The organism is Enterobacter sp. BNK-29 (genome assembly GCF_048684785.1).
Classification (GTDB): Bacteria; Pseudomonadota; Gammaproteobacteria; order Enterobacterales; family Enterobacteriaceae; genus Enterobacter; species Enterobacter cloacae_M.
In genome coordinates, this window is sequence record NZ_JBLQTU010000001.1 from 3,695,726 (window position 1) to 3,718,696 (window position 22,971).

25 protein-coding genes, 2 tRNA genes and 2 other RNA genes are annotated in these 22,971 nt (G+C 52.9%); 18 read left to right on the top strand and 11 right to left on the bottom strand.

What is annotated here, in order from left to right:
- The first annotated feature begins 400 nt into the window (after nucleotides 1–400).
- The gene (putP, locus tag ACMGGX_RS17595; protein ID WP_023311090.1) at nucleotides 401–1,909 is read left to right on the top strand and encodes a sodium/proline symporter PutP; all 1,509 of its coding nucleotides are present in this window, start codon (nucleotides 401–403) and stop codon (nucleotides 1,907–1,909) included.
- Nucleotides 1,910–2,025: 116 nt separating this feature from the next.
- Entirely contained in the window at nucleotides 2,026–2,445 is a 420-nt protein-coding gene (locus ACMGGX_RS17600; protein ID WP_028019107.1) for a DUF3574 domain-containing protein, read from the top strand.
- 73 nt (nucleotides 2,446–2,518) lie between these two features.
- Here the strand turns inward: ACMGGX_RS17600 and ACMGGX_RS17605 are convergent, their stop codons facing one another.
- On the bottom strand, nucleotides 2,519–3,703 hold the full coding sequence (locus ACMGGX_RS17605; protein ID WP_054830147.1) for a NupC/NupG family nucleoside CNT transporter: 1,185 nt from the start codon (nucleotides 3,701–3,703) through the stop codon (nucleotides 2,519–2,521).
- 251 nt (nucleotides 3,704–3,954) lie between these two features.
- Here ACMGGX_RS17605 and efeU point away from each other — a divergent pair, with 251 nt between their 5' ends.
- The 6 genes from efeU to ACMGGX_RS17635 all read left to right on the top strand — a co-directional run bounded on the left by efeU (nucleotide 3,955) and on the right by ACMGGX_RS17635 (nucleotide 10,434).
- Nucleotides 3,955–4,788: an iron uptake transporter permease EfeU gene (gene efeU, locus ACMGGX_RS17610; RefSeq protein WP_032658068.1), complete on the top strand. Its 834-nt coding sequence runs from the start codon at nucleotides 3,955–3,957 to the stop codon at nucleotides 4,786–4,788.
- Nucleotides 4,789–4,828: 40 nt separating this feature from the next.
- The gene (gene efeO / locus ACMGGX_RS17615; RefSeq protein ID WP_348560888.1) at nucleotides 4,829–5,956 is read left to right on the top strand and encodes an iron uptake system protein EfeO; all 1,128 of its coding nucleotides are present in this window, start codon (nucleotides 4,829–4,831) and stop codon (nucleotides 5,954–5,956) included.
- A gap of 5 nt (nucleotides 5,957–5,961) precedes the next feature.
- Entirely contained in the window at nucleotides 5,962–7,245 is a 1,284-nt protein-coding gene (efeB, locus tag ACMGGX_RS17620) for an iron uptake transporter deferrochelatase/peroxidase subunit (protein ID WP_348560889.1), read from the top strand.
- A 223-nt stretch (nucleotides 7,246–7,468) separates the two neighbouring features.
- Nucleotides 7,469–7,765: a hypothetical protein gene (locus ACMGGX_RS17625; RefSeq protein WP_420298670.1), complete on the top strand. Its 297-nt coding sequence runs from the start codon at nucleotides 7,469–7,471 to the stop codon at nucleotides 7,763–7,765.
- A complete protein-coding gene (gene phoH / locus ACMGGX_RS17630; protein ID WP_029740192.1) occupies nucleotides 7,744–8,535 on the top strand; it encodes a phosphate starvation-inducible protein PhoH in 792 nt (263 codons plus the stop codon). The genes ACMGGX_RS17625 and phoH overlap by 22 nt, the downstream gene beginning before the upstream one ends.
- Nucleotides 8,536–8,928: 393 nt before the next feature.
- On the top strand, nucleotides 8,929–10,434 hold the full coding sequence (locus ACMGGX_RS17635; protein WP_420298671.1) for an alanine/glycine:cation symporter family protein: 1,506 nt from the start codon (nucleotides 8,929–8,931) through the stop codon (nucleotides 10,432–10,434).
- A 243-nt stretch (nucleotides 10,435–10,677) separates the two neighbouring features.
- Here the strand turns inward: ACMGGX_RS17635 and ACMGGX_RS17640 are convergent.
- The 4 genes from ACMGGX_RS17640 to ACMGGX_RS17655 form a co-directional block, all read right to left on the bottom strand.
- Nucleotides 10,678–10,815: non-coding RNA, RtT sRNA (locus ACMGGX_RS17640), on the bottom strand.
- Nucleotides 10,816–10,860: 45 nt separating this feature from the next.
- A tRNA-Ser gene (locus ACMGGX_RS17645) sits at nucleotides 10,861–10,948 on the bottom strand.
- Nucleotides 10,949–11,095: 147 nt separating this feature from the next.
- Complete coding sequence (locus ACMGGX_RS17650) at nucleotides 11,096–11,773, bottom strand: isochorismatase family protein (RefSeq protein WP_420298672.1); 678 nt, start codon at nucleotides 11,771–11,773, stop codon at nucleotides 11,096–11,098.
- Between the two features lie 20 nt (nucleotides 11,774–11,793).
- Entirely contained in the window at nucleotides 11,794–12,654 is an 861-nt protein-coding gene (locus tag ACMGGX_RS17655; protein ID WP_420298673.1) for a pirin family protein, read from the bottom strand.
- A gap of 109 nt (nucleotides 12,655–12,763) precedes the next feature.
- Here ACMGGX_RS17655 and ACMGGX_RS17660 point away from each other — a divergent pair, with 109 nt between their 5' ends.
- Nucleotides 12,764–13,669 (top strand): LysR family transcriptional regulator, encoded by a 906-nt coding sequence (locus ACMGGX_RS17660; RefSeq protein ID WP_063439161.1) that lies wholly within the window; start codon nucleotides 12,764–12,766, stop codon nucleotides 13,667–13,669.
- Between the two features lie 242 nt (nucleotides 13,670–13,911).
- Here the strand turns inward: ACMGGX_RS17660 and ACMGGX_RS17665 are convergent.
- Nucleotides 13,912–14,049, bottom strand: a non-coding RNA gene (locus ACMGGX_RS17665) — RtT sRNA.
- Nucleotides 14,050–14,094: 45 nt separating this feature from the next.
- A tRNA-Ser gene (locus ACMGGX_RS17670) sits at nucleotides 14,095–14,182 on the bottom strand.
- A gap of 232 nt (nucleotides 14,183–14,414) precedes the next feature.
- Between ACMGGX_RS17670 and ghrA the strand changes: the two genes are divergently transcribed.
- The 4 genes from ghrA to ACMGGX_RS17690 all read left to right on the top strand — a co-directional run bounded on the left by ghrA (nucleotide 14,415) and on the right by ACMGGX_RS17690 (nucleotide 17,330).
- Nucleotides 14,415–15,353 carry a glyoxylate/hydroxypyruvate reductase GhrA gene (ghrA, locus tag ACMGGX_RS17675; protein WP_063440399.1) on the top strand — a complete coding sequence of 313 codons (939 nt, stop codon included), beginning with the start codon at nucleotides 14,415–14,417 and terminating at the stop codon, nucleotides 15,351–15,353.
- Nucleotides 15,354–15,437: 84 nt separating this feature from the next.
- The gene (locus ACMGGX_RS17680; protein WP_047174857.1) at nucleotides 15,438–16,175 is read left to right on the top strand and encodes a phosphatase; all 738 of its coding nucleotides are present in this window, start codon (nucleotides 15,438–15,440) and stop codon (nucleotides 16,173–16,175) included.
- A 21-nt stretch (nucleotides 16,176–16,196) separates the two neighbouring features.
- Nucleotides 16,197–16,751 (top strand): TorD/DmsD family molecular chaperone, encoded by a 555-nt coding sequence (locus tag ACMGGX_RS17685; RefSeq protein WP_029740002.1) that lies wholly within the window; start codon nucleotides 16,197–16,199, stop codon nucleotides 16,749–16,751.
- 96 nt (nucleotides 16,752–16,847) lie between these two features.
- Complete coding sequence (locus ACMGGX_RS17690) at nucleotides 16,848–17,330, top strand: DUF1097 domain-containing protein (RefSeq protein WP_420298674.1); 483 nt, start codon at nucleotides 16,848–16,850, stop codon at nucleotides 17,328–17,330.
- A gap of 43 nt (nucleotides 17,331–17,373) precedes the next feature.
- Here the strand turns inward: ACMGGX_RS17690 and csgG are convergent, their stop codons facing one another.
- From csgG to csgD, 4 genes are read right to left on the bottom strand one after another with little or no spacing between them, the layout of a single operon-like run.
- Complete coding sequence (csgG, locus tag ACMGGX_RS17695) at nucleotides 17,374–18,207, bottom strand: curli production assembly/transport protein CsgG (protein ID WP_024908984.1); 834 nt, start codon at nucleotides 18,205–18,207, stop codon at nucleotides 17,374–17,376.
- Nucleotides 18,208–18,233: 26 nt separating this feature from the next.
- A complete protein-coding gene (gene csgF / locus ACMGGX_RS17700) occupies nucleotides 18,234–18,647 on the bottom strand; it encodes a curli production assembly/transport protein CsgF (RefSeq protein ID WP_023311106.1) in 414 nt (137 codons plus the stop codon).
- A 23-nt stretch (nucleotides 18,648–18,670) separates the two neighbouring features.
- Complete coding sequence (gene csgE / locus ACMGGX_RS17705) at nucleotides 18,671–19,060, bottom strand: curli production assembly/transport protein CsgE (RefSeq protein WP_023311107.1); 390 nt, start codon at nucleotides 19,058–19,060, stop codon at nucleotides 18,671–18,673.
- A gap of 4 nt (nucleotides 19,061–19,064) precedes the next feature.
- Nucleotides 19,065–19,715 (bottom strand): biofilm master transcriptional regulator CsgD, encoded by a 651-nt coding sequence (csgD, locus tag ACMGGX_RS17710; RefSeq protein WP_021240790.1) that lies wholly within the window; start codon nucleotides 19,713–19,715, stop codon nucleotides 19,065–19,067.
- Nucleotides 19,716–20,479: 764 nt separating this feature from the next.
- On the opposite strand from csgD, the gene csgB reads away from it, so the two are divergent.
- The 5 genes from csgB (at nucleotide 20,480) to ymdB (ending at nucleotide 22,957) form a co-directional block, all read left to right on the top strand.
- A complete protein-coding gene (csgB, locus tag ACMGGX_RS17715) occupies nucleotides 20,480–20,935 on the top strand; it encodes a curli minor subunit CsgB (protein ID WP_023311109.1) in 456 nt (151 codons plus the stop codon).
- Nucleotides 20,936–20,976: 41 nt separating this feature from the next.
- Nucleotides 20,977–21,429: a curli major subunit CsgA gene (csgA, locus tag ACMGGX_RS17720; RefSeq protein WP_023311110.1), complete on the top strand. Its 453-nt coding sequence runs from the start codon at nucleotides 20,977–20,979 to the stop codon at nucleotides 21,427–21,429.
- Between the two features lie 61 nt (nucleotides 21,430–21,490).
- On the top strand, nucleotides 21,491–21,823 hold the full coding sequence (gene csgC / locus ACMGGX_RS17725; protein ID WP_023311111.1) for a curli assembly chaperone CsgC: 333 nt from the start codon (nucleotides 21,491–21,493) through the stop codon (nucleotides 21,821–21,823).
- A 164-nt stretch (nucleotides 21,824–21,987) separates the two neighbouring features.
- Nucleotides 21,988–22,308: a type 1 fimbrial protein gene (locus tag ACMGGX_RS17730; RefSeq protein ID WP_420298675.1), complete on the top strand. Its 321-nt coding sequence runs from the start codon at nucleotides 21,988–21,990 to the stop codon at nucleotides 22,306–22,308.
- Nucleotides 22,309–22,414: 106 nt separating this feature from the next.
- Nucleotides 22,415–22,957: an O-acetyl-ADP-ribose deacetylase gene (gene ymdB, locus ACMGGX_RS17735; RefSeq protein WP_023311113.1), complete on the top strand. Its 543-nt coding sequence runs from the start codon at nucleotides 22,415–22,417 to the stop codon at nucleotides 22,955–22,957.
- Nucleotides 22,958–22,971 lie beyond the last annotated feature (14 nt).

Below are 22,971 nucleotides of genomic sequence, written 5' to 3' on the forward strand. Positions count from 1 at the left end.
AATAGCGTTCTGTAGATAGCGTGAAATATCCCCCATGTTGCAACTTTGTGCAACCATGTTAAATGTGACCTGGTTTGCAACCCGGAAAATGAATGGATTGTTAACGAATGGTTAGCTGGGAAAACGTGCTGGCTTTTGTGCGGGAAGCCTGGTTTTATGCGGTAGTTAACACTTTTCAAAGGTGCAACCCGTAAAAGCGTGAGCGAGTGCAACCTATAGGAAACTCGTATCAAACCGGGGATGAAATTGATGTAAATGCAGTGTTAAATCGTTTGTCAGCGGAAGGCGCATACGGCAGGATAGCGCGCCCAACCGAAACACAAGATACATTCACCTCGTTCCGGTGATCATATAACAAGGCAGCCCGGATGGTTGTCGCTCGACATTTTGGAGAATTTGAATGGCTATTAGCACACCGATGCTGGTGACATTTCTCGTTTATATTTTTGGCATGATCCTGATAGGGTTTTTGGCGTGGCGTTCTACAAAGAACTTTGACGACTACATTCTGGGCGGACGCAGTTTAGGCCCAATGGTGACCGCACTCTCTGCGGGCGCCTCCGACATGAGCGGCTGGCTGCTGATGGGGCTGCCCGGCGCGATTTTTATCTCCGGTATCTCTGAAAGCTGGATCGCCATCGGCCTGACCGTCGGCGCGTGGATCAACTGGAAGCTGGTGGCAGGCCGTCTGCGCGTGCATACCGAGGCCAACAACAACGCCCTGACGCTGCCGGATTACTTCACCGGACGTTTTGAAGATAACAGCCGCATCCTGCGCATTATCTCTGCGGTAGTTATCCTGCTGTTCTTCACCATCTACTGTGCCTCCGGCATCGTGGCCGGCGCGCGTCTGTTCGAAAGCACCTTCGGCATGAGCTACGAAACCGCCCTGTGGGCCGGTGCTGCGGCGACCATCCTCTATACCTTCGTGGGCGGATTCCTGGCGGTAAGCTGGACCGACACCGTGCAGGCGAGCCTGATGATCTTCGCCCTGATCCTGACCCCGGTGATTGTGATTTTCACCGTTGGCGGCTTTGGCGAATCGCTGGAAGTGATCAAGCAGAAGAGCATCGAAAACGTCGACATGCTGAAAGGGCTGAACTTCGTAGCCATCGTCTCCCTGATGGGCTGGGGCCTGGGCTACTTCGGTCAGCCGCATATCCTGGCGCGCTTTATGGCGGCGGATTCTCACCACACCATCGTTCATGCCCGTCGCATCAGCATGACGTGGATGATCCTGTGCCTGGCGGGGGCGTGTGCGGTCGGCTTCTTCGGCATCGCGTACTTCAACAACAACCCGGCGCAGGCGGGCGCGGTCAACCAGAACGCCGAGCGCGTGTTCATCGAGCTGGCGCAAATTCTGTTTAACCCGTGGATTGCCGGTATTCTGCTCTCCGCAATCCTGGCGGCGGTGATGTCTACCCTGAGCTGCCAGCTGCTGGTCTGCTCCAGTGCGATCACCGAAGACCTCTACAAAGCCTTCCTGCGTAAAAACGCGAGCCAGAAAGAGCTGGTATGGGTAGGGCGCTTTATGGTGCTGCTGGTGGCGCTGATTGCCATCGCGCTGGCGGCCAACCCGGAAAACCGCGTGCTGGGCCTCGTGAGCTACGCGTGGGCGGGCTTCGGTGCGGCGTTTGGTCCGGTAGTGCTGTTCTCCGTCATGTGGTCACGTATGACCCGTAACGGCGCGCTGGCGGGGATGATCATCGGTGCGGTGACCGTTATCGTCTGGAAACAATTCGCGTGGCTGGGCCTGTACGAAATCATTCCGGGCTTCATCTTCGGCAGCATCGGCATCGTGGTGTTCAGCCTGCTGGGTAAAGCTCCGTCTGCCTCCATGCAGAAACGCTTTGCTGAAGCCGACGCGCATTACCACACTGCGCCGCCGTCTAAGCTCCAGGCAGAATAATTATTCTCGCTGCACAATGCAGGCCGGGTGAGCGCAAGCGCACCCGGCTTTTTTCTTGCCAAAATCCGTAATTTCCTGTGATATCCATGTGCTTATAACAATGAGGATAGCGAAGCATGACAATCAAAACAGGGGTAATGGCAGCAGCATTATTGATGCTCGCTGGCTGCACGGCGCCATCGCAACACGCGGCGGTGGAGACCTGCAAAGCGGATAATCAGATGCAGCAAACCACGCTCTATTTCGGCTTAAATCGTCCTGCCGGGGCGCAGATCACCAGCAACGAGTGGCAGCAGTTTGTTGACCAGGACGTGACGCCGCGTTTCCGCGATGGCTTAACGGTGTTTGACGCGCGCGGGCAGTGGCTGGGGAACGACGGGAAAGTGGCGCGCGAACCCAGCAAAGCGCTGATGCTGATCCACGGTAAAGATGCGCAGAGCGAGAAGAACATCGAAGCGTTACGCGGGATTTATAAATCTCGCTTCGCGCAGGAGTCGGTGATGCGCGTCGATCAGCCGGTGTGCGTGCAGTTCTAATAAAAACGGCGGGAAATCCCGCCGTTGCTGTATCGTAGGCCCGTGCAAGCGAAGCGCCGCCGGGCAAAAACACTTACAACACCAACCCCGCAAAGCTCGCCGACAGCAGGCTCACCAGCGTCGCGCCGTACACCAGACGCAGACCAAACCGCGACACCACGTTCCCCTGCTGCTCGTTAAGGCCCTTAATCGCCCCCGCCACAATGCCGATGGACGCGAAGTTCGCGAAGGACACAAGGAAGACGGATAAAATGCCCAGCCCGCGCGGGGACATCTGATGCGCGATTTTTTGCAGCTCAATCATCGCCACAAATTCATTCGCCACCAGCTTGGTCGCCATAATACTGCCCGCGTTTAAGGCATCACTCAGCGGAATACCCACCAGCCACGCCAGGGGATAAAATACATAGCCCAGGATCTGCTGGAAGCTCATGCCAAATACGCTGGAGAAGAGGGCATTAACGGCGCTAATAAGCGCGATAAAACCGATCAGCATGGCCAGAATAATCATCGCCACCTTAAAACCGGCCAGAATATACTCGCCGAGCATTTCGAAGAAGCTCTGCGATTCATGCAGTTTTTCCAGCCTGATATCCGGCTCCGCTTCCGGGCGCGCCGGGTTGATGACGGAGAGAATAATAAAGGTGCTGAACATGTTCAGAATCAGCGCCGCGACGACAAATTTGGCGTCGAGCATGGTCATATAGGCGCCGACAATCGACAGGGAGACCGTCGACATTGCCGTGGCCGCCATGGTGAAGAGACGACGAGAGGAGAGATCGCCCAGCACGCCCTTATAGGCAATGAAGTTTTCCGACTGGCCGAGGATCAGCGAACTCACCGCGTTAAAGGATTCCAGCTTGCCCATACCGTTCAGTTTTGACAGCAGCGTGCCGATTACCCGAATAAAAATCGGCAGGATCCGCCAGTGCTGAAGAATACCAATCAGCGCGGAAATAAAAATAATTGGGCAAAGCACGCCGAGGAAAATGAACGCCAGCCCTTTTTCCCCCATTCCGCCAAAGACGAAATTGGTCCCTTCCGAAGCAAATTTCAGCAGCGACTCAAAGAAGCCGGAAACATATTTAATCAGGAATAACCCGCTTTCGGCGTGCAGGAAAAAGAACGCCAGGGCAATCTCAATGACAATAAGCTGTAAAACATAACGAATGCGAATTTTTCGGCGGTCGAAACTCACCAGCCAGGCGAGCGCAAGAATAATCACCAGCGCCAGCAGGAAATGGACAATCTTAAACATGGTTTATTTTCAGTTGGTTTTTGAGAAGGATATTTAGCCACAGCGCTGGTTAACCGTAAATGGGCAATTTTATTATAACTTATAAACTTAACGGTAACGTCGGCAACTATTAACAGGCTTTGCGTTTACAACTCGTCATCAAAACACCACACATTTCGCTTGTGTTTCTTTTCGCCGTAATGATAATCACTATCACAAGAATTTACCTTTCTTTGCATCAGTTGACCGCGATAAACATTTAAGGTGTCGGCATGTTTGTTCCATTTCTCATTATGTTACGTGAAGGGCTCGAAGCTGCCCTCATCGTGAGCCTCATCGCCAGTTATCTGAAGCGAACCCAGCGCGGACGCTGGATTGGCGTCATGTGGGTCGGGGTATTCCTTGCCGCGGCGCTCTGTCTGGGCCTCGGTATCCTCATCAACGAAACCACCGGGGAGTTCCCGCAGAAAGAGCAGGAACTATTTGAGGGGATCGTCGCCGTAATTGCGGTGGTGATCCTTACCTGGATGGTGTTCTGGATGCGTAAAGTCTCCCGCAACGTGAAGGTGCAGCTGGAGCAGGCGGTGGATAACGCGCTGCAAAAGGGCAATAACCACGGCTGGGCGCTCATTATGATGGTCTTTTTCGCCGTCGCGCGTGAAGGCCTGGAGTCCGTTTTCTTCCTGCTGGCGGCGTTTCAGCAGGATGTCGGTATCTGGCCGCCGGTTGGCGCGATGCTCGGGCTGGCAACCGCCGTTGTGCTGGGCTTTCTGCTCTACTGGGGCGGCATTCGTCTCAATCTGGGCGCCTTCTTCAAGTGGACCAGCCTGTTTATTCTGCTGGTGGCGGCAGGGCTGGCGGCGGGCGCAATCCGCGCCTTCCACGAGGCGGGCCTGTGGAACCACTTCCAGGACGTGGCGTTCGATCTCAGCAACGTTCTCTCCACCCATTCTCTGACCGGCACCCTGCTCGAAGGTATCTTCGGCTATCAGGAAACACCGAGCGTCAGCGAAGTGGCGATGTACTTTATTTATCTGGTTCCGGCGCTGGTGCTTTTCGCAATGCCGCCGCGTACCGGCTCGCAGGCGTCGCGCGTTACGCCATAATTTTTGTTTTAGTTACAACATACTTTTAAAGGGAAGAGTCATGGCAATTCAGTTCCGTCGTAGTGCGTTATGCGCAGGCATTGCCGCGCTGTTCGCTTCTGCATTCTCCGCCTGGGGCGCGGATGTACCTCAGGTTAAAGTCACCGTTAATGACAAGCAGTGTGAGCCGATGACCCTCACGGTGAACAGCGGCAAAACCCAGTTCATTATTCAGAACCACAGCCAGAAGGCGCTGGAGTGGGAGATCCTGAAAGGGGTTCTGGTGGTGGAGGAGCGCGAAAACATCGCCCCTGGCTTCAGCCAGAAGATGACCGCCAACCTGCAGCCGGGCGAGTATGAGATGACCTGTGGTCTGCTGACCAACCCTAAAGGGAAGCTTATCGTCAAAGGTGAAGCGACGGCCGATGCGGCGAAAGGCGCTGCGGTGCTGAGCCTGGGTGACGCGATTACCGCGTATAAATCCTACGTCACGAAAGAGACGGCGGACCTGGTGACGGCAACCAAAGCCTTTACCGATGCGGTGAAAGCGGGTGACATCGCAAAAGCGAAATCCCTTTATGCGCCAACCCGTCAGCACTACGAGCGTATCGAGCCGATTGCCGAGCTGTTCTCTGACCTTGATAGCAGCATTGATGCTCGCGAAGATGATTTCGAGCAGAAGGCCGCCGATCCGAAATTCACCGGTTTCCACCGTCTGGAGAAAGCCCTGTTTGGCGACAACTCCACCAAAGGGATGGAGAAATACGCCGAGCAGCTGAACGGCGACGTGCTGGAGCTGCAAAAGCGCATCAGCGAGCTGGCCTTCCCGCCGTCAAAAGTGGTGGGCGGCGCGGCCGGTCTGATTGAAGAAGTGGCCGCGAGTAAAATCAGCGGTGAAGAAGATCGCTACAGCCATACCGATCTGTGGGACTTCCAGGCCAACGTCGACGGCGCGCAGAAAATTGTTAACCTGCTGCGTCCTCAGCTGCAGAAAGAGAACGGCGAACTGCTGGCCAAAGTGGATGCCAACTTCAAAAAAGTTGACACCATTCTGGCGAAGTACCGGACTAAAGACGGGTTTGAATCCTACGACAAGCTGACCGATGCCGACCGTAACGCGCTGAAAGGCCCGATTACCGCCCTGGCGGAAGATCTCTCTCTGCTGCGTGGCGTACTGGGTCTGGACTAAGCACGATGAATAAGCATAACGAGAACGACGTGGTTGAGCCTTCGCGTCGTCGATTGTTAAAAGGGGTAGGGGCGCTGGGCGGCGCGCTTGCCCTGGCCGGTGGCTGTCCGGTAGCGCATGCGGCAAAACCGCAAAGCGCGCCCGGCACGCTGTCACCCAATGCCCGCATGGAGACGCAGCCGTTTTATGGCGAGCATCAGTCGGGCATCCTGACGCCGCAGCAGGCGTCCATGATGCTGGTGGCCTTTGATTCGCTGGCAAGTGATAAAGCCGATCTGGAGCGCCTGTTCCGCCTGCTGACGACGCGCATCGCGTTTCTTACCGCGGGCGGACCGGCGCCCGATACGCCGAACCCGCGTCTGCCGCCAATGGACTCCGGTATTCTGGGGCCATTTATCGCCCCGGATAACCTGACCATTACCGTTTCGCTCGGGGAGTCTCTGTTTGACGCGCGCTACGGGCTGGCAAAACAGAAGCCGAAAGCGCTGCAGAAAATGACGCGTTTCCCGAATGACTCCCTCGACGCGGCGCTGTGCCACGGCGACCTGCTCCTGCAAATTTGTGCCAATACCCAGGACACGGTGATCCACGCCCTGCGCGATATTATCAAGCACACGCCGGATCTGCTGAGCGTGCGCTGGAAGCGGGAAGGTTTTATCTCGGACCACGCCGCCCGCAGCAAAGGGAAAGAGACGCCGGTTAACCTGCTGGGCTTTAAGGACGGTACGGCCAACCCGGACAGTAGCGATACGGCGTTGATGAAAGACGTGGTATGGGTGACGGCAGATCAGGGCGAACCGGCGTGGGCGGTGGGCGGCAGCTACCAGGCGGTGCGCATTATTCAGTTCCACGTGGAGTTCTGGGACCGCACGCCGCTGAAAGAGCAGCAGACGATCTTTGGTCGGGATAAGCAAAGCGGGGCACCGCTCGGCATGAAGAACGAGCACGACGTGCCTGACTACGCCAGCGATCCCAATGGCGATACCATCGCGCTGGACAGCCACATTCGTCTGGCCAATCCGCGTACCAAAGAGACGCAGTCCAGCCTGATGATGCGTCGGGGCTACAGCTATTCGCTGGGCGTGACCAACTCCGGCCAGCTTGATATGGGGCTGCTGTTCGTCTGCTATCAGCACGATCTGGAGAAAGGTTTCCTGACCGTGCAGAAGCGGCTCAACGGCGAAGCGCTGGAAGAGTACATTAAGCCTATCGGCGGCGGCTATTTCTTTGCCCTGCCGGGCGTGCGCGACAGCAACGCGTACCTCGCTCAAGGTCTTATTGAAGCCTGATAATTGTCCCCGCAACCGTTCGCGGGGACATTATTTTTTCATATGACTATCTTGTTGTTATATTTCTGTAATATTCATATATGAGACTGATTCCGCTGCAGGAGCAGTCTTAAAAGTTGCATTCAGGTAAAATAAATGTTGCATTTATGATAACTCCTGATGTACTTAAGATAAGACAGCGGTAGTTCCCGGCAGTGATGCTGAATCACTATGGAGATCGCGAATGGTTGCGTCCTGTACTGGACAAGGTAAACATAACAACCGCAGCACCCGGCGCGGAGGCTCAGACTCCGGCAGCGATTTCCTCACCACTAAATTCTCCCCCTTCCTCAAGAATCTGATTCGACCGACGTGCAGAACGGTGCGCGTAGCTGTTCCGTATCGTTATCCGATAAAGCAAGCAATGGCTTACAAGGAAGCCAACCCTCTGATGTTCGTGCGCATAATCGTGCCGAAGCTGGCGCGTGTGATGAATACCAACAACTCAAGGTGCTATCCATGGGAAGACAAAAAGCAGTGATCAAAGCTCGTCGCGAAGCAAAACGTGTGCTGAGACGGGATTCACGTAGCCATAAACAGCGTGAAGAAGAATCGGTCACCTCGCTTGTGCAGATGAGTGGCGTAGAAGCAATTGGCATGGCCCGAGACAGCCGTGATAATTCTCCAATTGTGGCGCGCAATGAGGCTCAGGCGCACTACCTGAATGCTATCGAGAGTAAACAGCTCATCTTTGCAACCGGTGAAGCCGGATGCGGGAAAACCTGGATCAGTGCAGCCAAAGCGGCGGAGGCGCTAATTCATAAGGACGTGGAGCGCATTATTGTTACCCGTCCTGTACTGCAGGCTGATGAAGATCTCGGCTTCCTGCCCGGAGATATTTCGGAGAAGTTTGCTCCGTACTTCAGGCCCGTCTATGACGTGCTGGTGAAGCGACTGGGCGCATCCTTTATGCAGTACTGCCTGCGACCAGAGATTGGCAAGGTGGAAATCGCGCCGTTCGCCTATATGCGCGGACGTACATTTGAAAATGCGGTCGTCATTCTTGACGAGGCTCAGAACGTGACCGCTGCGCAAATGAAGATGTTTTTAACGCGCCTCGGGGAGAACGTGACGGTTATCGTTAACGGCGATATTACCCAGTGTGACCTGCCATCCGGCGTGAAATCCGGGCTGAGCGACGCCATGTCACGTTTTGAGGAAGATGAGATGATTGGGGTGGTACGCTTCACCAAAGAGGACTGCGTGCGTTCAGCGCTCTGTCAGCGCACGCTGCAGGTCTATTCCGACTAAAGGTAAAGCATTATCGCTTTACCTCTTTCCTGTAATGTCTTCCCGGCGTAATGCCGGGAAGCGTCGTTTATACTCCACAGAAACCCCCATTATTTAAACACCGAGTTGCTGAATTAATAATTTCGATTATTAAGCGGGTGGGCGTTTTTATTCTTTTTTGCAGAAGTGTGATATGAAGTGATAATACCCACAAAATACCTGTGAATATAATGAGCGCGCTAATTGTTAGTTAAAAATTAAACGTGAATGTTGTCACAGAACATTACTACGAAGTAAAAATTAAGTTGGTGTCTTCAGATGAGTTATCTATGTTTCGTACTTGTTTGAAAAAAATTCTAAGAAGAAACACAACAGGGGAGCCTTTTCCCTGAAACATCACGCTGAGGGTCATACATGAACGAACTGGTTGGTGCTATTAATGGTATAATCTGGAGCCCTGCGTTAATATTTTTATGTCTGGGTGTCGGCCTCTATTTCTCGCTTCGTAGTCGCTTCCTGCAATTACGCCATATCAAACATATGATTACCCTGATGTTCCAGGGGCGTCCTACCGATGCAGGCGTATCGTCGTTTCAGGCGCTGACGATGACGCTGGCAGGCCGCGTGGGGACAGGGAATATCGCCGGTGTAGCCACGGCAATTACCTTTGGCGGTCCGGGCGCGCTTTTCTGGATGTGGATAGTCGCTTTTTTAGGTGCCAGCTCCGCATTTGTCGAATCCACCCTGGGACAAGTTTATAAAGAAAAAATTAACGGTGAATATCGCGGCGGTCCTGCCTTTTATATTGAGAAAGGTTTAGGCGTTAAGTGGTACGCATGGTTATTTGCTATTGTGACTATTTTCTCCTGCGGATTATTACTTCCTGGCGTGCAGGCAAACTCGATTGGGGCGAGCCTGGATATTGCTTTTGGTTTGAGTCCGAACGTTACGGCGGCATTACTTGCGGTGCTATTAAGTTTTATTATTTTCGGCGGTGTGAAAAGGATCGCCAGCTTTAGCAGCATGGTCGTTCCATTTATGGCGCTGGGGTATATTATTGTCGCCTGCGTGATTATCGCTATTAATATTAACCAGCTCCCTTCGGTTATTCTGCTGATCTGGAAAAGTGCGTTCGGCCTTGAAGCAGGTTTCGGTGCCATCCTGGGTCAGGCCATCATGTGGGGCGTTAAGCGCGGCGTCTATTCCAACGAGGCCGCGCAGGGGACCGGGCCGCACGCGTCATCGGCGGCGGCGGTGAGCCACCCTGTGAAGCAGGGGCTGGTTCAGGCATTCTCGGTCTACATCGACACGCTGTTTGTCTGCTCCGCGACCGGGTTTATGCTGCTGATCACCGGGCTGTATAACGTCCAGGGCGTCGACGGCGCAGCGCTTTATACCGGGATTGCAGGCGTGGCCGCGGGTCCTGGCTATGTGCAGACGGCGATGGAAAGTATGATGCCAGGCTTTGGTAATTACTTTGTTGCCATAGCGCTGTTCTTCTTTGCCTTCACGACGATTATTGCCTACTACTATATTGCCGAAACTAATATCGCCTTCATTAACCGTAAAATTCACCGTCCGTGGCTGACATTCCTGCTCAAGCTATGTCTGATGGCCTCCACGGTATATGGCACGGTTCGCACCGCGGATCTGGCATGGGGACTGGGGGATATCGGGGTAGGGCTGATGGCGTGGCTCAACATTATTGCCATTGTTCTGTTGCATAAAAAAGCGTTTGCCAGCCTTAAGGATTATGAAATCCAGAATGCGCAGGGGCTGGATCCGCAGTTTGACCCGGTTCGGCTGGGAATTAAAAATGCGGATTACTGGCTTGATGGGCGTAAGGATGAGGATGGTGTTCAGCCCGAACAGGTTTCATCGCTTGAAAGAAAGCAGCCGGCAGCAAAGTTGAATAGCTGAGTAGCGGTTTGAGACGGGCCCGTACTTTAGTGCGGGCTTTTTTTGACGCTAAGGCGGCTGAGTCCGCACCGGGGGGGATTGACTCGCTTCGCTCGCCCTGCGGGCAGCCTGTTCGCTGCGCTCTCAGTCTGTCCAACTGGCTGTCGCCAGTTGTCGAACCCCGGTCGGGGGTTCTCATCCCCTCTTTTCGGAGAATATAAAAGAAAAAAGCCCGTACTTTCGTACGAGCTCTTATCTTAAATATGGCGGTGAGGGGGGGATTGACTCGCTTCGCTCGCCCTGCGGGCAGCCTGTTCGCTGCGCTCTCAGTCTGTCCAACTGGCTGTCGCCAGTTGTCGAACCCCAGTCGGGGGTTCTCATCCCCCCCCTTTCGGAGAATACAAAAGAAAAAAGCCCGTACTTTCGTACGAGCTCTCATCTTAAATATGGCGGTGAGGGGGGGATTCGAACCCCCGATACGTTGCCGTATACACACTTTCCAGGCGTGCTCCTTCAGCCACTCGGACACCTCACCATATTGTTTTGCTGCCTGACCGCTTGGGGGGCAACGGGGCGCTACTATAGGGAGTTGCGCTAACACGGTCAAGCAGATTTTCAGCTTTAGTGCCTGTTCGGTTAAGCATTAATCAGCTCCACGGTTTTTACGTCGTGGGGCAGGGGATTAACGCTGTGAATCGAGCACTTCGCTGTTTTTAACCACTTCCTGTGCTTTGCCGTAGCTTTCGATCAACAGCCGGTAAGCCGGGAAGATGTGGGTATATACCTCAGCCCACTCAGCCGCGTCCTCACGGTTCCAGGTTCTCTGGATCTCGGAGGCCACCGCTGCCGTATCCATCGGGACCACGCCGGCCTGCACCACGCGCGCCAGGGTGATCTCCTGCGCCATTTTGCTGTAGGTACCGGAGGCATCAATCACCGCAAACACTTTATAGCCGTCCGCCACCGCGCTGATTGACGGGAAAGCCATGCAGACGCTGGTGATTGTGCCCGCGATAATCAACGTCTTACGCCCTGTCGCTTTCACCGCCGCTACAAACTCCGGGTTATCCCAGGCGTTGATCTCGCCTTTACGGGCAACATACAGCGCATGCGGCGCGTTGGCGTGGATCTCCGGGATAAGCGGTCCGTTCGGTCCCTGTGGGACGGACGCGGTGGTGATCACCGGGATCTTCGCCAGGGTAGCGATTTTTGCCAGCGCAGCCGCACGGGCGCGCAGTTCCGGCATTGGCATATCCCCAACGGTCTGGAACAGACCGCTCTGGTGATCGATAAGCAACATCACCGCATCGTTCACATCAATAACCGGACGTGCGCCATTAAAATTTGCAGGTGTAGACATTATCTTCTCCTTTATTACGTTCAGATCTGGCCGAAGCGGCCGGAGTTAAAATCACGAATGGCTTCGTTGATTTCGCTTTTACTGTTCATCACAAACGGGCCATAGCCCACGATGGGTTCATTCAGCGGCTCGCCGGCCATCAGCAGCACTTTGGCATCGCTGTTCGCCTCCAGGTACAGTTTGTCGCCTTCCTGACTCAATACGACCAGCTGAGCTTCACCCGCCTTCGTTGTGCCGTTCACCGTGATGTTGCCTTCAAGCACGACCAGCGCGGTGCTCCAGCCTTCGGGCTGATTGAGCGTCAGGTGGCTTCCCTGGTTCAGCGCAATATCCCAGACGTTGAGCGGTGAGAAGGTGTGCGCCGGGCCGGTTACAGCCTCGTAGCGACCGGCAATGACCCGCAGCGAACCGCTGTTGTCCGGTAGCGTCACAACCGGGATCGCATCCTTCGTAATGCTCTGGTAGCCCGGTGCCGCCATCTTGTCTTTGGCCGGCAGGTTGACCCAAAGCTGCATCATTTTTAGTTCTCCGCCTTTCTGCGAGAACGCGCTGGAGTGGAACTCCTCGTGCAAAATGCCTGCACCTGCCGTCATCCACTGCACGTCGCCGGGGCCAATGACGCCGCCTTTGCCCGTAGAGTCGCGATGCTCCACTTCACCGGAATAGACGATGGTGACCGTTTCAAAACCCCGGTGAGGGTGTTGGCCTACGCCGCGTTTCGCCCCATCTGCCGGAAAGGTGTACGGGCCCGCGTAGTCCAGCAGCAGGAACGGGCTTAGCGGCTCGCCGTGCGTCTGATAAGAGAACATTGAGCGGACCGGGAAACCATCGCCAACCCAGTGCTGGCGGGGAGCGGTATAAACGCCTGTTACGTTTTTCATGATTAACTCCTGATGTTCTGTTGATGTAATTAGCTTATATTCAGAGTTAATATCCCGGTAGATAGTGAAAATGGCATTCACTGTTCTGAAAATGGAACGATGAGGATTTATGCAGGATCTCAATGACTTCGTCTGGTTTGTGAAGGTGGTGGACTACGGTGGCTTTGCCGCGGCGGGAAGGGCGCTTGATCTGCCAAAGTCCAGGCTAAGCCGCCGGATAGCGCAGCTGGAAGAACGCCTTGGCGTGCGGCTTATCCACCGAACAACCCGACAGTTTACGGTGACCGAGGTCGGGCAAACTTTCTACCAGCACTGTAAAGCGATGATGGTGGAGGCCGAGGCCGCGGAGGAAGCCGTTGCGGCACTGCAGGCTGAACCGCGCGGTGTTGTCAGAATTACGTGCCCGATAACTCTTTTGCATGTCCACGTGGGTCCGATGCTGGCCAGATTTATGGCGCGCTACCCCGGGATCAATCTTCAGCTTGAGGCGACCAACCGGCGGGTAGACTTGGTGGGTGAGGGGGTTGATATCGCTATCCGCGTACGCCCGCGTCCGTTTGATGACAGCGACCTGGTATTAAGGGTGCTGGCTGACAGGGGACATTGTCTGGTCGCGGGGCCGGCCTTAATTCAACGCATGGGCGAACCCGTTGTGCCATCTGAACTCAGTGCCTGGCCCGGGTTAAGCATGAACGAGGGGAAACATATTCATAAATGGGCGCTGTCCGGTCCCGGAGGTGCCAAAGCGGAGATCCATTACCACCCCCGATTGATTACCACCGATATGCTGGCGCTACGTGAAGCTGCCATGGCAGGCATCGGCGTGGTGCAGCTGCCGATTTTGATGGTCAAGGACCAGCTGGCGTCAGGGGAACTGGTACGGGTGCTGGATGCGTGGGAACCCCGACGGGAAGTGATTCACGCGGTTTATCCTTCGCGGCGCGGCCTGCTGCCGTCCGTCAGGACGCTGGTGGATTTTCTGACCGAAGAGTATGCAAAGATGGTGGAAGAATAATACTTCCCTCTCCCTTGGGGAGAGGGGCAGGGTGAGGGGCTCAGGCCGCACCGAGCTGCATATAGCACCGGGGGGGATTGACTCGCTTCGCTCGCCCTGCGGGCAGCCTGTTCGCTGCGCTCTCAGTCTGTCCAACTGGCTGTCGCCAGTTGTCGAACCCCGGTCGGGGATTCTCATCCCCCCTTTTCGGAGAATATAAAAGAAAAAAGCCCGTACTTTCGTACGAGCTCTCATCTTAAATATGGCGGTGAGGGGGGGATTGACTCGCTTCGCTCGCCCTGCGGGCAGCCTGTTCGCTGCGCTCTCAGTCTGTCCAACTGGCTGCCGCCAGTTGTCGAACCCCGGTCGGGGGTTCTCATCCCCCCCTTTTCGGAGAATATAAAAGAAAAAAGCCCGTACTTTCGTACGAGCTCTCATCTTGAATATGGCGGTGAGGGGGGGATTCGAACCCCCGATACGTTGCCGTATACACACTTTCCAGGCGTGCTCCTTCAGCCACTCGGACACCTCACCATATTGTCATCCCGTTGTTGCAGGGACGGGCGCTAATGTAAGGAAAAGCCGAACTGCCGTCAACTCACTTTTTCAGTAATTTAGCGCGTTTAGACAAACTTCAGGCAACATGATTCTTAAATGTGCTGAAAGCGTCTTTTTTATCAGCAGCACAGTCGCGCTATAAATTTGTTATGCTGACAATCCAGTGAAAAAGCAAAATAAATCAGCGCAATAAAAGGCAGGAATGACTATGGATATACTTTTCTATCACCCCACGTTTGATACGGCATACTGGATCAAGGCGCTTTCGGCGGCGTTACCCGGCGCACGCGTTCGCGAGTGGAAGCGTGGCGATAATGAACATGCTGACTATGCGCTGGTCTGGCATCCTCCGGTAGAAATGCTCCAGGGCCGCAAGCTGAAGGCCGTTTTTGCCCTGGGAGCCGGCGTGGATTCCATTCTGAGCAAACTGAAGGCACATCCTGAAATGCTGCCGGAAGACGTCCCCCTTTTCCGCCTGGAAGATACCGGAATGGGCCAGCAGATGCAGGAGTATGCCGTGAGCCAGGTGCTGCACTGGTTCCGTCGCTTCGATGACTATCAGCTATTTAAACAGCAGGCCCACTGGGAACCGCTTCCGGATTACCGTCGCGAAGACTTTACGATCGGCATCCTCGGTGCGGGCGTGCTGGGCTCAAAAGTGGCCGAAGCGCTTGCCCCGTGGGGATTCCCGCTGCGCTGCTGGAGCCGCAGCCGCAAGGATTATCCGGGCGTTGAGAGTTTTGCCGGAACGGATGAGCTTCCTGCATTCCTGAAAGGGACACGCGTGCTTATTAACCTGCTGCCAAACACGGCGGAAACGGTAGGTATCATCAATGAAGCCCTGCTCAATCAGCTCCTCGACCAGAGCTACCTGATGAACCTTGCGCGCGGGGTCCATGTCGTGGAAGGCGATCTGCTGAAGGCGCTGGACAGCGGAAAGCTCAAAGGCGCCATGCTGGATGTCTATAGCCGTGAGCCGCTGCCCGCGGAAAGCCCGCTGTGGTCGCATCCACGCGTCGCGATGACCCCGCACGTGGCTGCCGTGACGCGTCCGGCAGAAGCGGTGGCGTATATATCCCATACCATCAGCGAAATGGAAAAGGGTAACGCGGTCACCGGACAGGTCGACAGACAGCGCGGCTACTGAGAGAAACCCGGCGTTCGCCGGGTTTTTGCTAATATTCGCCGCTGATAACTGCTATCCTTTGGAAAAACCGCAGAGGAGAAAGAGATGTATCCCGTTGACCTGCATATGCACACCGTCGCCAGCACCCACGCGTATAGCAACCTCCATGATTATATCGCCCAGGCGAAGCTTAAAGGCATCAAGCTGTTCGCGATCACCGATCATGGCCCGGACATGGCGGATGCGCCGCACTACTGGCATTTTGTGAATATGCGGATCTGGCCACGTCTGGTGGACGGTATTGGGATACTGCGCGGCATTGAGGCGAACATCAAAAATACCGACGGTGAGATCGACTGCACCGGCCCGATGCTGACGTCTCTTGACCTTATCCTCGCCGGTTTCCATGAGCCGGTTTTCCCTCCCCAGGATAAAGACACCAACACCGCGGCGATGATTGCTACCATTGCCAGCGGCAATGTGCACATTATCAGCCACCCCGGGAACCCGAAGTATCCGATTGATATTCAGGCTGTCGCGCAGGCGGCAGCGAAGCACCGCGTGGCGCTGGAGATTAATAACTCCTCCTTTGTTCACTCGCGTAAGGGCAGCGAAGCCAACTGTCGCGACGTGGCGGCCGCCGTGCGTGACGCGGGTGGCATGGTGGCGCTGGGATCAGACTCTCATACCGCGTTTACGCTGGGTGATTTCAGCGAGTGCCTGAAAGTGCTGAATGATGTTAACTTCCCGGAAGCGCAAATCCTGAACGTGACCCCACGCCGCATGCTCGATTTCCTCGAGTCGCGCGGAATGGAGCCGATTGCCGAATTTGCCGATCTTTAATTGTGTAATGGAATCATAAAAATGAACGAGTTTTCCATCCTCTGCCGCGTGCTGGGTACGCTCTATTATCGTCAGCCGCAAGACCCGCTGTTGGTTCCGCTCTTTACGTTAATTCGTGAAGGCAAACTGGCGCAGAACTGGCCGCTGGAACAGGATGATTTACTGGAACGTCTGCAAAAAAGCTGCGACATGCAGCAGATCGCGACGGACTACAATGCGCTGTTCGTCGGCGATGAGTGCCGCGTTTCGCCATACCGTTCAGCCTGGCAGGAAGGGGCAACGGAAGCGGAAGTCCGCGCGTTCCTCTCCACGCGCGGTATGCCGCTGAGCGATACGCCGGCCGATCATATCGGTACGCTGCTGCTGGCGGCGTCCTGGATCGAAGACAACGCTGGTGATGATGAGAACGAAGCCATTGAAACCCTGTTCGAAACGTACCTGCTGCCGTGGGTCGGGACATTCCTGGGTAAAGTCGAAGCGCATGCCACCTCGCCATTCTGGAGAACGCTGGCTCCGCTGACCCGCGACGCTATCGCGGCGATGTGGGATGAGCTGGAAGAAGAAAACGAAGAGTGATTAAGATCACATAAATTCTGCAACTCAACATTCCAAATTGCATGTAATGTGCTGCTGATCTCATTTCTATGGTGCGCTTCTGCTAAGATGCGCGCCATGAACATATTACTTTGTATCGCAATAACGACAGGTATTCTCTCCGGGCTCTGGGGATGGGTGGCCGTGTCTCTCGGATTGCTCAGCTGGGCCGGGTTCCTCGGCTGTACCGCCTATTTCGCCTGTCCGCAGGGGGGCGTCAAAGGGCTCTTTATCTCTGGCTGCACGCTGATGAGCGGTGTTATCTGGGCGCTGGTGATCATGAAGGGCAGCGCGCTGGCACCGCATTTGGAGATGCAGGGGTACGTCATGACGGGTGTCGTTGCCTTTTTAATGTGCATCCAGGCTAAGCATCTGCTGCTTTCATTTGTGCCGGGGACCTTTATGGGGGCGTGCGCGACCTTTGCAGGGCAGGGGGACTGGAAGCTGGTGGTTCCCTCCCTGGCGCTGGGATTGCTGTTTGGCTATGCCATGAAAAACAGCGGTCTATGGCTGGCGTCGCGGCGGGAAAAAGCGCAAAACATCACGGCGGTGAGCGAATAAAAAAAGGCGAGATAATCATCTCGCCTTTTTTATGCGCTTCCTGTCAGGATTCTGGAGGGACTGACATATCGCGGTATTTCACCAGAATCGGGTTCTGCACGTCTGCTTTGTTTTGCAGATCCCACAGCCCGCGGTCTATACCGTCGTTGATTAAGTAGATCACGCCGGTTTCAATGGCTGACATCAGACACATCATGACCGGTTCGTTAGAGGTGTAGCCGATTTCACCTTCCAGTAAACGCTGGTAATCGATGAAGCGGAATACCCCAGCCTGAACTTCATAAGACAGAATGGTTTTGCTGGTGTTCACTGAAGAGAGCACTTCGCCTGTACTGACGTTAACCACACGCAGGTTAACGGCGATTTGGTCGAGCTGATACTGGGTATCCGCACCGATACCGAAGTAACGTGCTCCCGCACCACCTGATTTAACGTTACTTTCGTAGCCAATAATCGATCCTTCAATCATCACGTTCGCTGCTGCCAGAGATTCCAGAGGCGTTCGGTTATTGGCCGCGACGGTACCATTTTCCTGTGCGGCGCGAATGATTTTCCGTTCATTCAACAGGTTCTGGAGACCCTGACGTTCCAGCGGAATAAACCAGTGCGAATCCTTGAGCGCGGTAACCAGCATCGCGGTGGCGCTTTGCGGCACGGCCGTGGAGAAGTTACTTGCCGGGTAAGGTTTAAATTGCCCGGTTTCATCCTGAATGTTGTATACGGAGACAAATATTTTCCCCGTTGGAGCAGGTAAATGCGTTAAATCACGATAACTCTGAGCCCGAGGCATTAATGTAGGTTTTGCAGCTTCTTTAGGTGGAGCAGTTAAACAACCGCTCAATAAGCACACTGCAACAAATATCAGGAAGCGCTGCATGATCGTTGTCCTTATTTAGCTATTGTTTAAAAGTCAGTTGAATTACTTTGTAGACCGGAAACCTGAATGGTGGAGATTCTTCCGGTTTTACGATCGGTTACGTTCAACTGAAGCTGTCCGTCCGTGTTGGCGATATCAACGATAAAGTCGTTGGTCACCATCCGGCCGGGTTTACCGGTATTAATGTTGGTCAATAACCCACCTAAAATCTGCGACTGGATGGCCTGCGTGAAGTTGTCCAGTGCGGACGGGGTATCAATGCTAAAATCCTTTAAGCTCGGATCCTTATAGGAGTTTTGCGCCTGGGCTTCGTTCAGCAGGAACGCGCCGTTATTAGGGTTACCGCCAAAGTTAGGGTTACGGAACTGAAACGTCATGTTTCCGGCCCAGCTGATGGGTGTTATCAGCATTATAGAAACAACTGCATATGCAATACGCATGACAGCCTCCGCATATCGGTTCGCTAGAACTCGTCTTTTGCTAAATCGCTGGTGCTTAATAGGGCTTTATCTATTTGCAGGCGATTAATAGCGTCTTCTGATTGTTCCAGTGCTAAGACGACGTTTTTATCGAAGTCTATTTTGGTCGGGAATAAAAACGTTTGATAAATAACGTTCTGATTAGCCGTTATTGTTATCCAACTTCCCCATCGTGCACTGGGCCGCTCGTTGATTGTTATATTACCCGTGTAGGTACTGTCCCATTTGTCACTGAAGGCACGGTAAAAAGTGTGCCCGACCGATGAGACAGTGTGGTCTGTTAACAATCCGGGAACTTCGACCTCGACGGCCCTCAGATTCCCGGCAGCGAGCAGGAAACTCGCTGCGGCGATCCAACTCAACGTGCGCTTCATGTGATTAACGCCTGAGGTTATCGTTTGCCCACGAAACAGCCTGAGTTCGGTTTTTCACAGCTATCTTCTTGAAAAGATTATAAAGGTGCGTCTTAACCGTATTTTCGCTGATAAATAACGAACGGGCGATTTCAATATTTGAAGCACCAATGCGTAACTTGTTCAGGATCTCTTTCTCACGGTGCGTGAGCAGGGCTGACTCTGAGCTGTTATAGCGATAATTTCCGGAGTGCGTGATGAGATAGCTGGCAAGCTTTTGCGAAAAATAACACTCTCCACGCAATATACCTTGCAACCCCTCTACCACCCGGTCTTCTTCTTCCGTGACGTAGAACACGCCATTGATATGCGGCCAGCTTTCAATATCTCTGAAAGGATATTCATCAGGCGTATTCAACAATAGCACGCGGATATTATTGTTTTTCCTGCTTAAAATATCTTGCCAGTAATGGATAAGCTTTTTATCAGCTTCCATCATATCGAAAAGAATGATGCTGCCAGGTGCAATATCATCAAAAGAACGTTGAATATTATGCAATTTCCCGTTCAGTGATAATGATTGCTTTAAATGTTGTAATAAAGCTGTCGCTTGCAAAGAAGGTTTTGTGATCAACAGTAATGTATGACCATGTAAACTATGGACTTCATTATACATGATGAAACCCCACTTTTTTTTGGCACCTGGCAGCTGTCCTCCTGTTTAAAAGAGGACACCAGAAGTACTGACAGATGTTGCACTGCTGTGTGTAGAATCAGACCATAACCTCCACAGGGAGGTAAATATAAAACCAATTTCGTACATCTAATTTCAATCTAGCTTTTACGAAGTTTAAAGCAAGTGTTAAACATGTAACGAGATGTAAAAATCAATATTAATTTGTGAAATTCGGTTGTTTGTAATGGCAATAATTGATGAGAAAGTTGTACACATAAATAGAGGTGCACAGATTTTAAAAATCATACAAATATTTTTAATGGATTGATTTTTAATATTATTTTTTATTTTTGTAAAGCGATAATTAAGTATGAGTTTCAGATAATTTCTAAGCCCACGAATGAGTGACTGTCTGGCTTAAGAAAAGAGGCTTCGTGTCACGCGTTGAGAAAAATGTTCTCCTGCCGTTACGTTTAAACAACCCGGGAGGAAGCGTGGACAGCCTTCGTGTCGTTGTACAACCCTTCCGTAATACACCTTTAATAAAAAATATAAGCTGGCCTGATTAAAGTGATTTTTGAGGTAAATTACGACTTTGTGGTGAGCCGATAAATAAAAATAAGCCGCGTGGGTGAGATATTTAAAATGTTTCAGCGGACATACTCTTCACCGTAACGACGCGTTAACACAATACGAGTCGTTTTAACAAGTAACATTGTTAAAGGGTTATGGCACGATTAAATAGCCAGGTCCAGGGTGACAACATGAAAAACGCATCGTTAATTATGATGTTTACATTACTGGGTGCGCCTGGATTTGTAACCGCAGCGAATTCAGATTTGGCAAATTCTGAATATAACTTTGCGGTTAACGAATTAAGTCTTTCATCACTAAATCAGGCAGCCATTATTGGTCAACGGGGCGTTTTCAATAACGCTGAGGTTAGCCAGGAAGGTTCAAGACTCTTATCCATTGTATCCCAGGATGGGGTAGGTAACAGAGCGAGAGTTGATCAATCAGGGGGTTACAATATTGCCTGGATCGATCAGAGCGGTAACGCGAATGATGCAGGTATTACGCAAGATGGATATGGTAATAGCGCGAAAATTATCCAGAAAGGGTCGGGTAATAGAGCAAATATTACGCAGTACGGTACGCAGAAAACCGCAGTTGTAGTGCAGAAACAGTCGCAAATGGCGATTAACGTTATTCAACATTAGCGCGTTGGCGACGACTTTAATCAATCCGATGGGGGTTTACCATGAAATTTCTCAAAGTGGCAGCGCTTGCAGCAATCGTAGTTTCTGGTAGTGCTATGGCGGGTTCTATTAATCAGGGCGGCTGGGGTCATGGACATGGTCATGGCGGATACAGTGGCCCAAATTCCACCCTGAATATTTATCAGGACGGTGGCGGTAACTCAGCGGTAGCTCTGCAGACAGACGCCAGAAATTCTGTCCTGAATATTAGCCAGAAAGGTGGCGGTAACGGCGCTGACGTTGGTCAGGGTTCTGATGATAGTAAAATCAACCTGTCCCAGAAAGGTTTTGGCAACAGTGCGACACTTGATCAGTGGAACAGTAAAAAATCCGTCATGAACGTTAGCCAGTCCGGCGGCTTTAACGGTGCACTCGTAGACCAGACTGCTTCCAACTCGACTGTCAACGTGACCCAGATCGGTTTTGGTAACCACGCGACAGCTCATCAGTACTGATACTGAAATCTGTACTACAAAAAAACAGGGCTGATGCCCTGTTTTTTTTCGGGAGTTCATCATGAATACCTTAATTCTCCTTGCCGCGCTTTCTAGCCAGATTACCTTCAAAACGTCACAGCAGGAAAATATGACCACCATTATTCCTCAGGTCACTCTGGCGCAGTCGTGTGATTGTCAGGTTCAGATTGTTTCTTTACGAGAAGGGCAGGGGGGGCAAAGTTCTTCCCGGCAGCAAAACACACTTTTTATACCCGCTAATCAGACGATTGATTTAATGCGCCTGAGTTTAAATATTAGCGCGGGAGACACGGTGAAAATCGTTGTCACCGTTTCAGACGGTAAATCGCTACATTTATCACAACAGTGGTCGCCAACGGAACGCTCGCTCTAAACATTCACGAAATCAATGAGTTGAGAATATGGCGGGTCTGTACCGTTGAGCTATGCTGATATCACGGACCTGGTCGTTATGTTCCGTAACGTGAAACTTCGTTTGCCCTAATAAATGAAGCGCGTTTACCCCTCATGGACGATTTTCATTGAGGAGTACCTATAATGAACAACTATTTTGCTCGACTCGTGGCAGGTCTGGGTCTGGTCGTTTCAGCTTTGAGTATCCCGGCTTATTCGGCCACGGTTGTTGACGGTGGCGTCATTCATTTCCGCGGTGCTATTGTTGCCGACCCCTGTGAAGTCGCCCCCCAGAAGCAACAGATTGCAATGTCATGTCCAAATAATAACCGTATGCAAACGCGTATGGTCAGCTATGCAGAGGCGCTCAACGGGAAAGTGAGCGACTCAAACCTGGCAACGCTCAATATGAAATACCTTAATCCTGAAAAAACGCTCGCGGTTGTCGAAATCCAGTATCGCTAGTGCGCGTTCTCGCGCCCTGCGGTGAAAGAGGATTTTTTCTGATAGTTTTTTCTCCCGGTCTCCTCTGCGATACACTTAAGAAAATGGCGGGTTGCAGAGGGGCTTTATGAAACCGCAAATTGAAATTATTCATGGCGATATTACGACAGTGCACGTCGATGTCATCGTCAATGCGGCCAATCCATCCCTGATGGGAGGGGGCGGCGTGGACGGGGCTATTCACCGGGCTGCCGGACCGCAGCTGCTGGAAGCCTGTAAAACCGTGCGCCAACAGCAGGGCGAATGTCCTCCCGGTCACGCGGTGATTACGCTGGCGGGCAATCTGCCTGCGAGAGCGGTAATTCACGCCGTAGGGCCTGTCTGGCATGGCGGGGATCAGCACGAAGCGAGTATTCTGGAAGAGGCTTACCGGAACTGTCTGCGACTTGCCGCCGACAATGGTTATAAAACGATGGCGTTTCCGGCCATCAGCACAGGCGTGTATGGTTACCCTAAGGCCGCTGCCGCAACGATTGCCGTAGAAACGGTTTACCGCTATTTGTCGTTAAAACCGCTGCCAGAGAAGGTGATTTTTGTCTGTTTCGACGACGACACCACGCATCTTTATCAGCGGCTTCTGACTCAGCGCAGACAAGAACTGGAGAGCTGATGCAAACGCGGCGC

What these genes read in the sequence shown, in the direction of transcription:
- putP (WP_023311090.1), top strand. Translation starts at nt 401, where the DNA reads ATGGCTATTAGCACACCGATGCTGGTGACATTTCTCGTTTATATTTTT.
- ACMGGX_RS17600 (WP_028019107.1), top strand. Translation starts at nt 2,026, where the DNA reads ATGACAATCAAAACAGGGGTAATGGCAGCAGCATTATTGATGCTCGCT.
- ACMGGX_RS17605 (WP_054830147.1), bottom strand. Translation starts at nt 3,703, where the DNA reads ATGTTTAAGATTGTCCATTTCCTGCTGGCGCTGGTGATTATTCTTGCG.
- efeU (WP_032658068.1), top strand. Translation starts at nt 3,955, where the DNA reads ATGTTTGTTCCATTTCTCATTATGTTACGTGAAGGGCTCGAAGCTGCC.
- efeO (WP_348560888.1), top strand. Translation starts at nt 4,829, where the DNA reads ATGGCAATTCAGTTCCGTCGTAGTGCGTTATGCGCAGGCATTGCCGCG.
- efeB (WP_348560889.1), top strand. Translation starts at nt 5,962, where the DNA reads ATGAATAAGCATAACGAGAACGACGTGGTTGAGCCTTCGCGTCGTCGA.
- ACMGGX_RS17625 (WP_420298670.1), top strand. Translation starts at nt 7,469, where the DNA reads ATGGTTGCGTCCTGTACTGGACAAGGTAAACATAACAACCGCAGCACC.
- phoH (WP_029740192.1), top strand. Translation starts at nt 7,744, where the DNA reads ATGGGAAGACAAAAAGCAGTGATCAAAGCTCGTCGCGAAGCAAAACGT.
- ACMGGX_RS17635 (WP_420298671.1), top strand. Translation starts at nt 8,929, where the DNA reads ATGAACGAACTGGTTGGTGCTATTAATGGTATAATCTGGAGCCCTGCG.
- ACMGGX_RS17650 (WP_420298672.1), bottom strand. Translation starts at nt 11,773, where the DNA reads ATGTCTACACCTGCAAATTTTAATGGCGCACGTCCGGTTATTGATGTG.
- ACMGGX_RS17655 (WP_420298673.1), bottom strand. Translation starts at nt 12,654, where the DNA reads ATGAAAAACGTAACAGGCGTTTATACCGCTCCCCGCCAGCACTGGGTT.
- ACMGGX_RS17660 (WP_063439161.1), top strand. Translation starts at nt 12,764, where the DNA reads ATGCAGGATCTCAATGACTTCGTCTGGTTTGTGAAGGTGGTGGACTAC.
- ghrA (WP_063440399.1), top strand. Translation starts at nt 14,415, where the DNA reads ATGGATATACTTTTCTATCACCCCACGTTTGATACGGCATACTGGATC.
- ACMGGX_RS17680 (WP_047174857.1), top strand. Translation starts at nt 15,438, where the DNA reads ATGTATCCCGTTGACCTGCATATGCACACCGTCGCCAGCACCCACGCG.
- ACMGGX_RS17685 (WP_029740002.1), top strand. Translation starts at nt 16,197, where the DNA reads ATGAACGAGTTTTCCATCCTCTGCCGCGTGCTGGGTACGCTCTATTAT.
- ACMGGX_RS17690 (WP_420298674.1), top strand. Translation starts at nt 16,848, where the DNA reads ATGAACATATTACTTTGTATCGCAATAACGACAGGTATTCTCTCCGGG.
- csgG (WP_024908984.1), bottom strand. Translation starts at nt 18,207, where the DNA reads ATGCAGCGCTTCCTGATATTTGTTGCAGTGTGCTTATTGAGCGGTTGT.
- csgF (WP_023311106.1), bottom strand. Translation starts at nt 18,647, where the DNA reads ATGCGTATTGCATATGCAGTTGTTTCTATAATGCTGATAACACCCATC.
- csgE (WP_023311107.1), bottom strand. Translation starts at nt 19,060, where the DNA reads ATGAAGCGCACGTTGAGTTGGATCGCCGCAGCGAGTTTCCTGCTCGCT.
- csgD (WP_021240790.1), bottom strand. Translation starts at nt 19,715, where the DNA reads ATGTATAATGAAGTCCATAGTTTACATGGTCATACATTACTGTTGATC.
- csgB (WP_023311109.1), top strand. Translation starts at nt 20,480, where the DNA reads ATGAAAAACGCATCGTTAATTATGATGTTTACATTACTGGGTGCGCCT.
- csgA (WP_023311110.1), top strand. Translation starts at nt 20,977, where the DNA reads ATGAAATTTCTCAAAGTGGCAGCGCTTGCAGCAATCGTAGTTTCTGGT.
- csgC (WP_023311111.1), top strand. Translation starts at nt 21,491, where the DNA reads ATGAATACCTTAATTCTCCTTGCCGCGCTTTCTAGCCAGATTACCTTC.
- ACMGGX_RS17730 (WP_420298675.1), top strand. Translation starts at nt 21,988, where the DNA reads ATGAACAACTATTTTGCTCGACTCGTGGCAGGTCTGGGTCTGGTCGTT.
- ymdB (WP_023311113.1), top strand. Translation starts at nt 22,415, where the DNA reads ATGAAACCGCAAATTGAAATTATTCATGGCGATATTACGACAGTGCAC.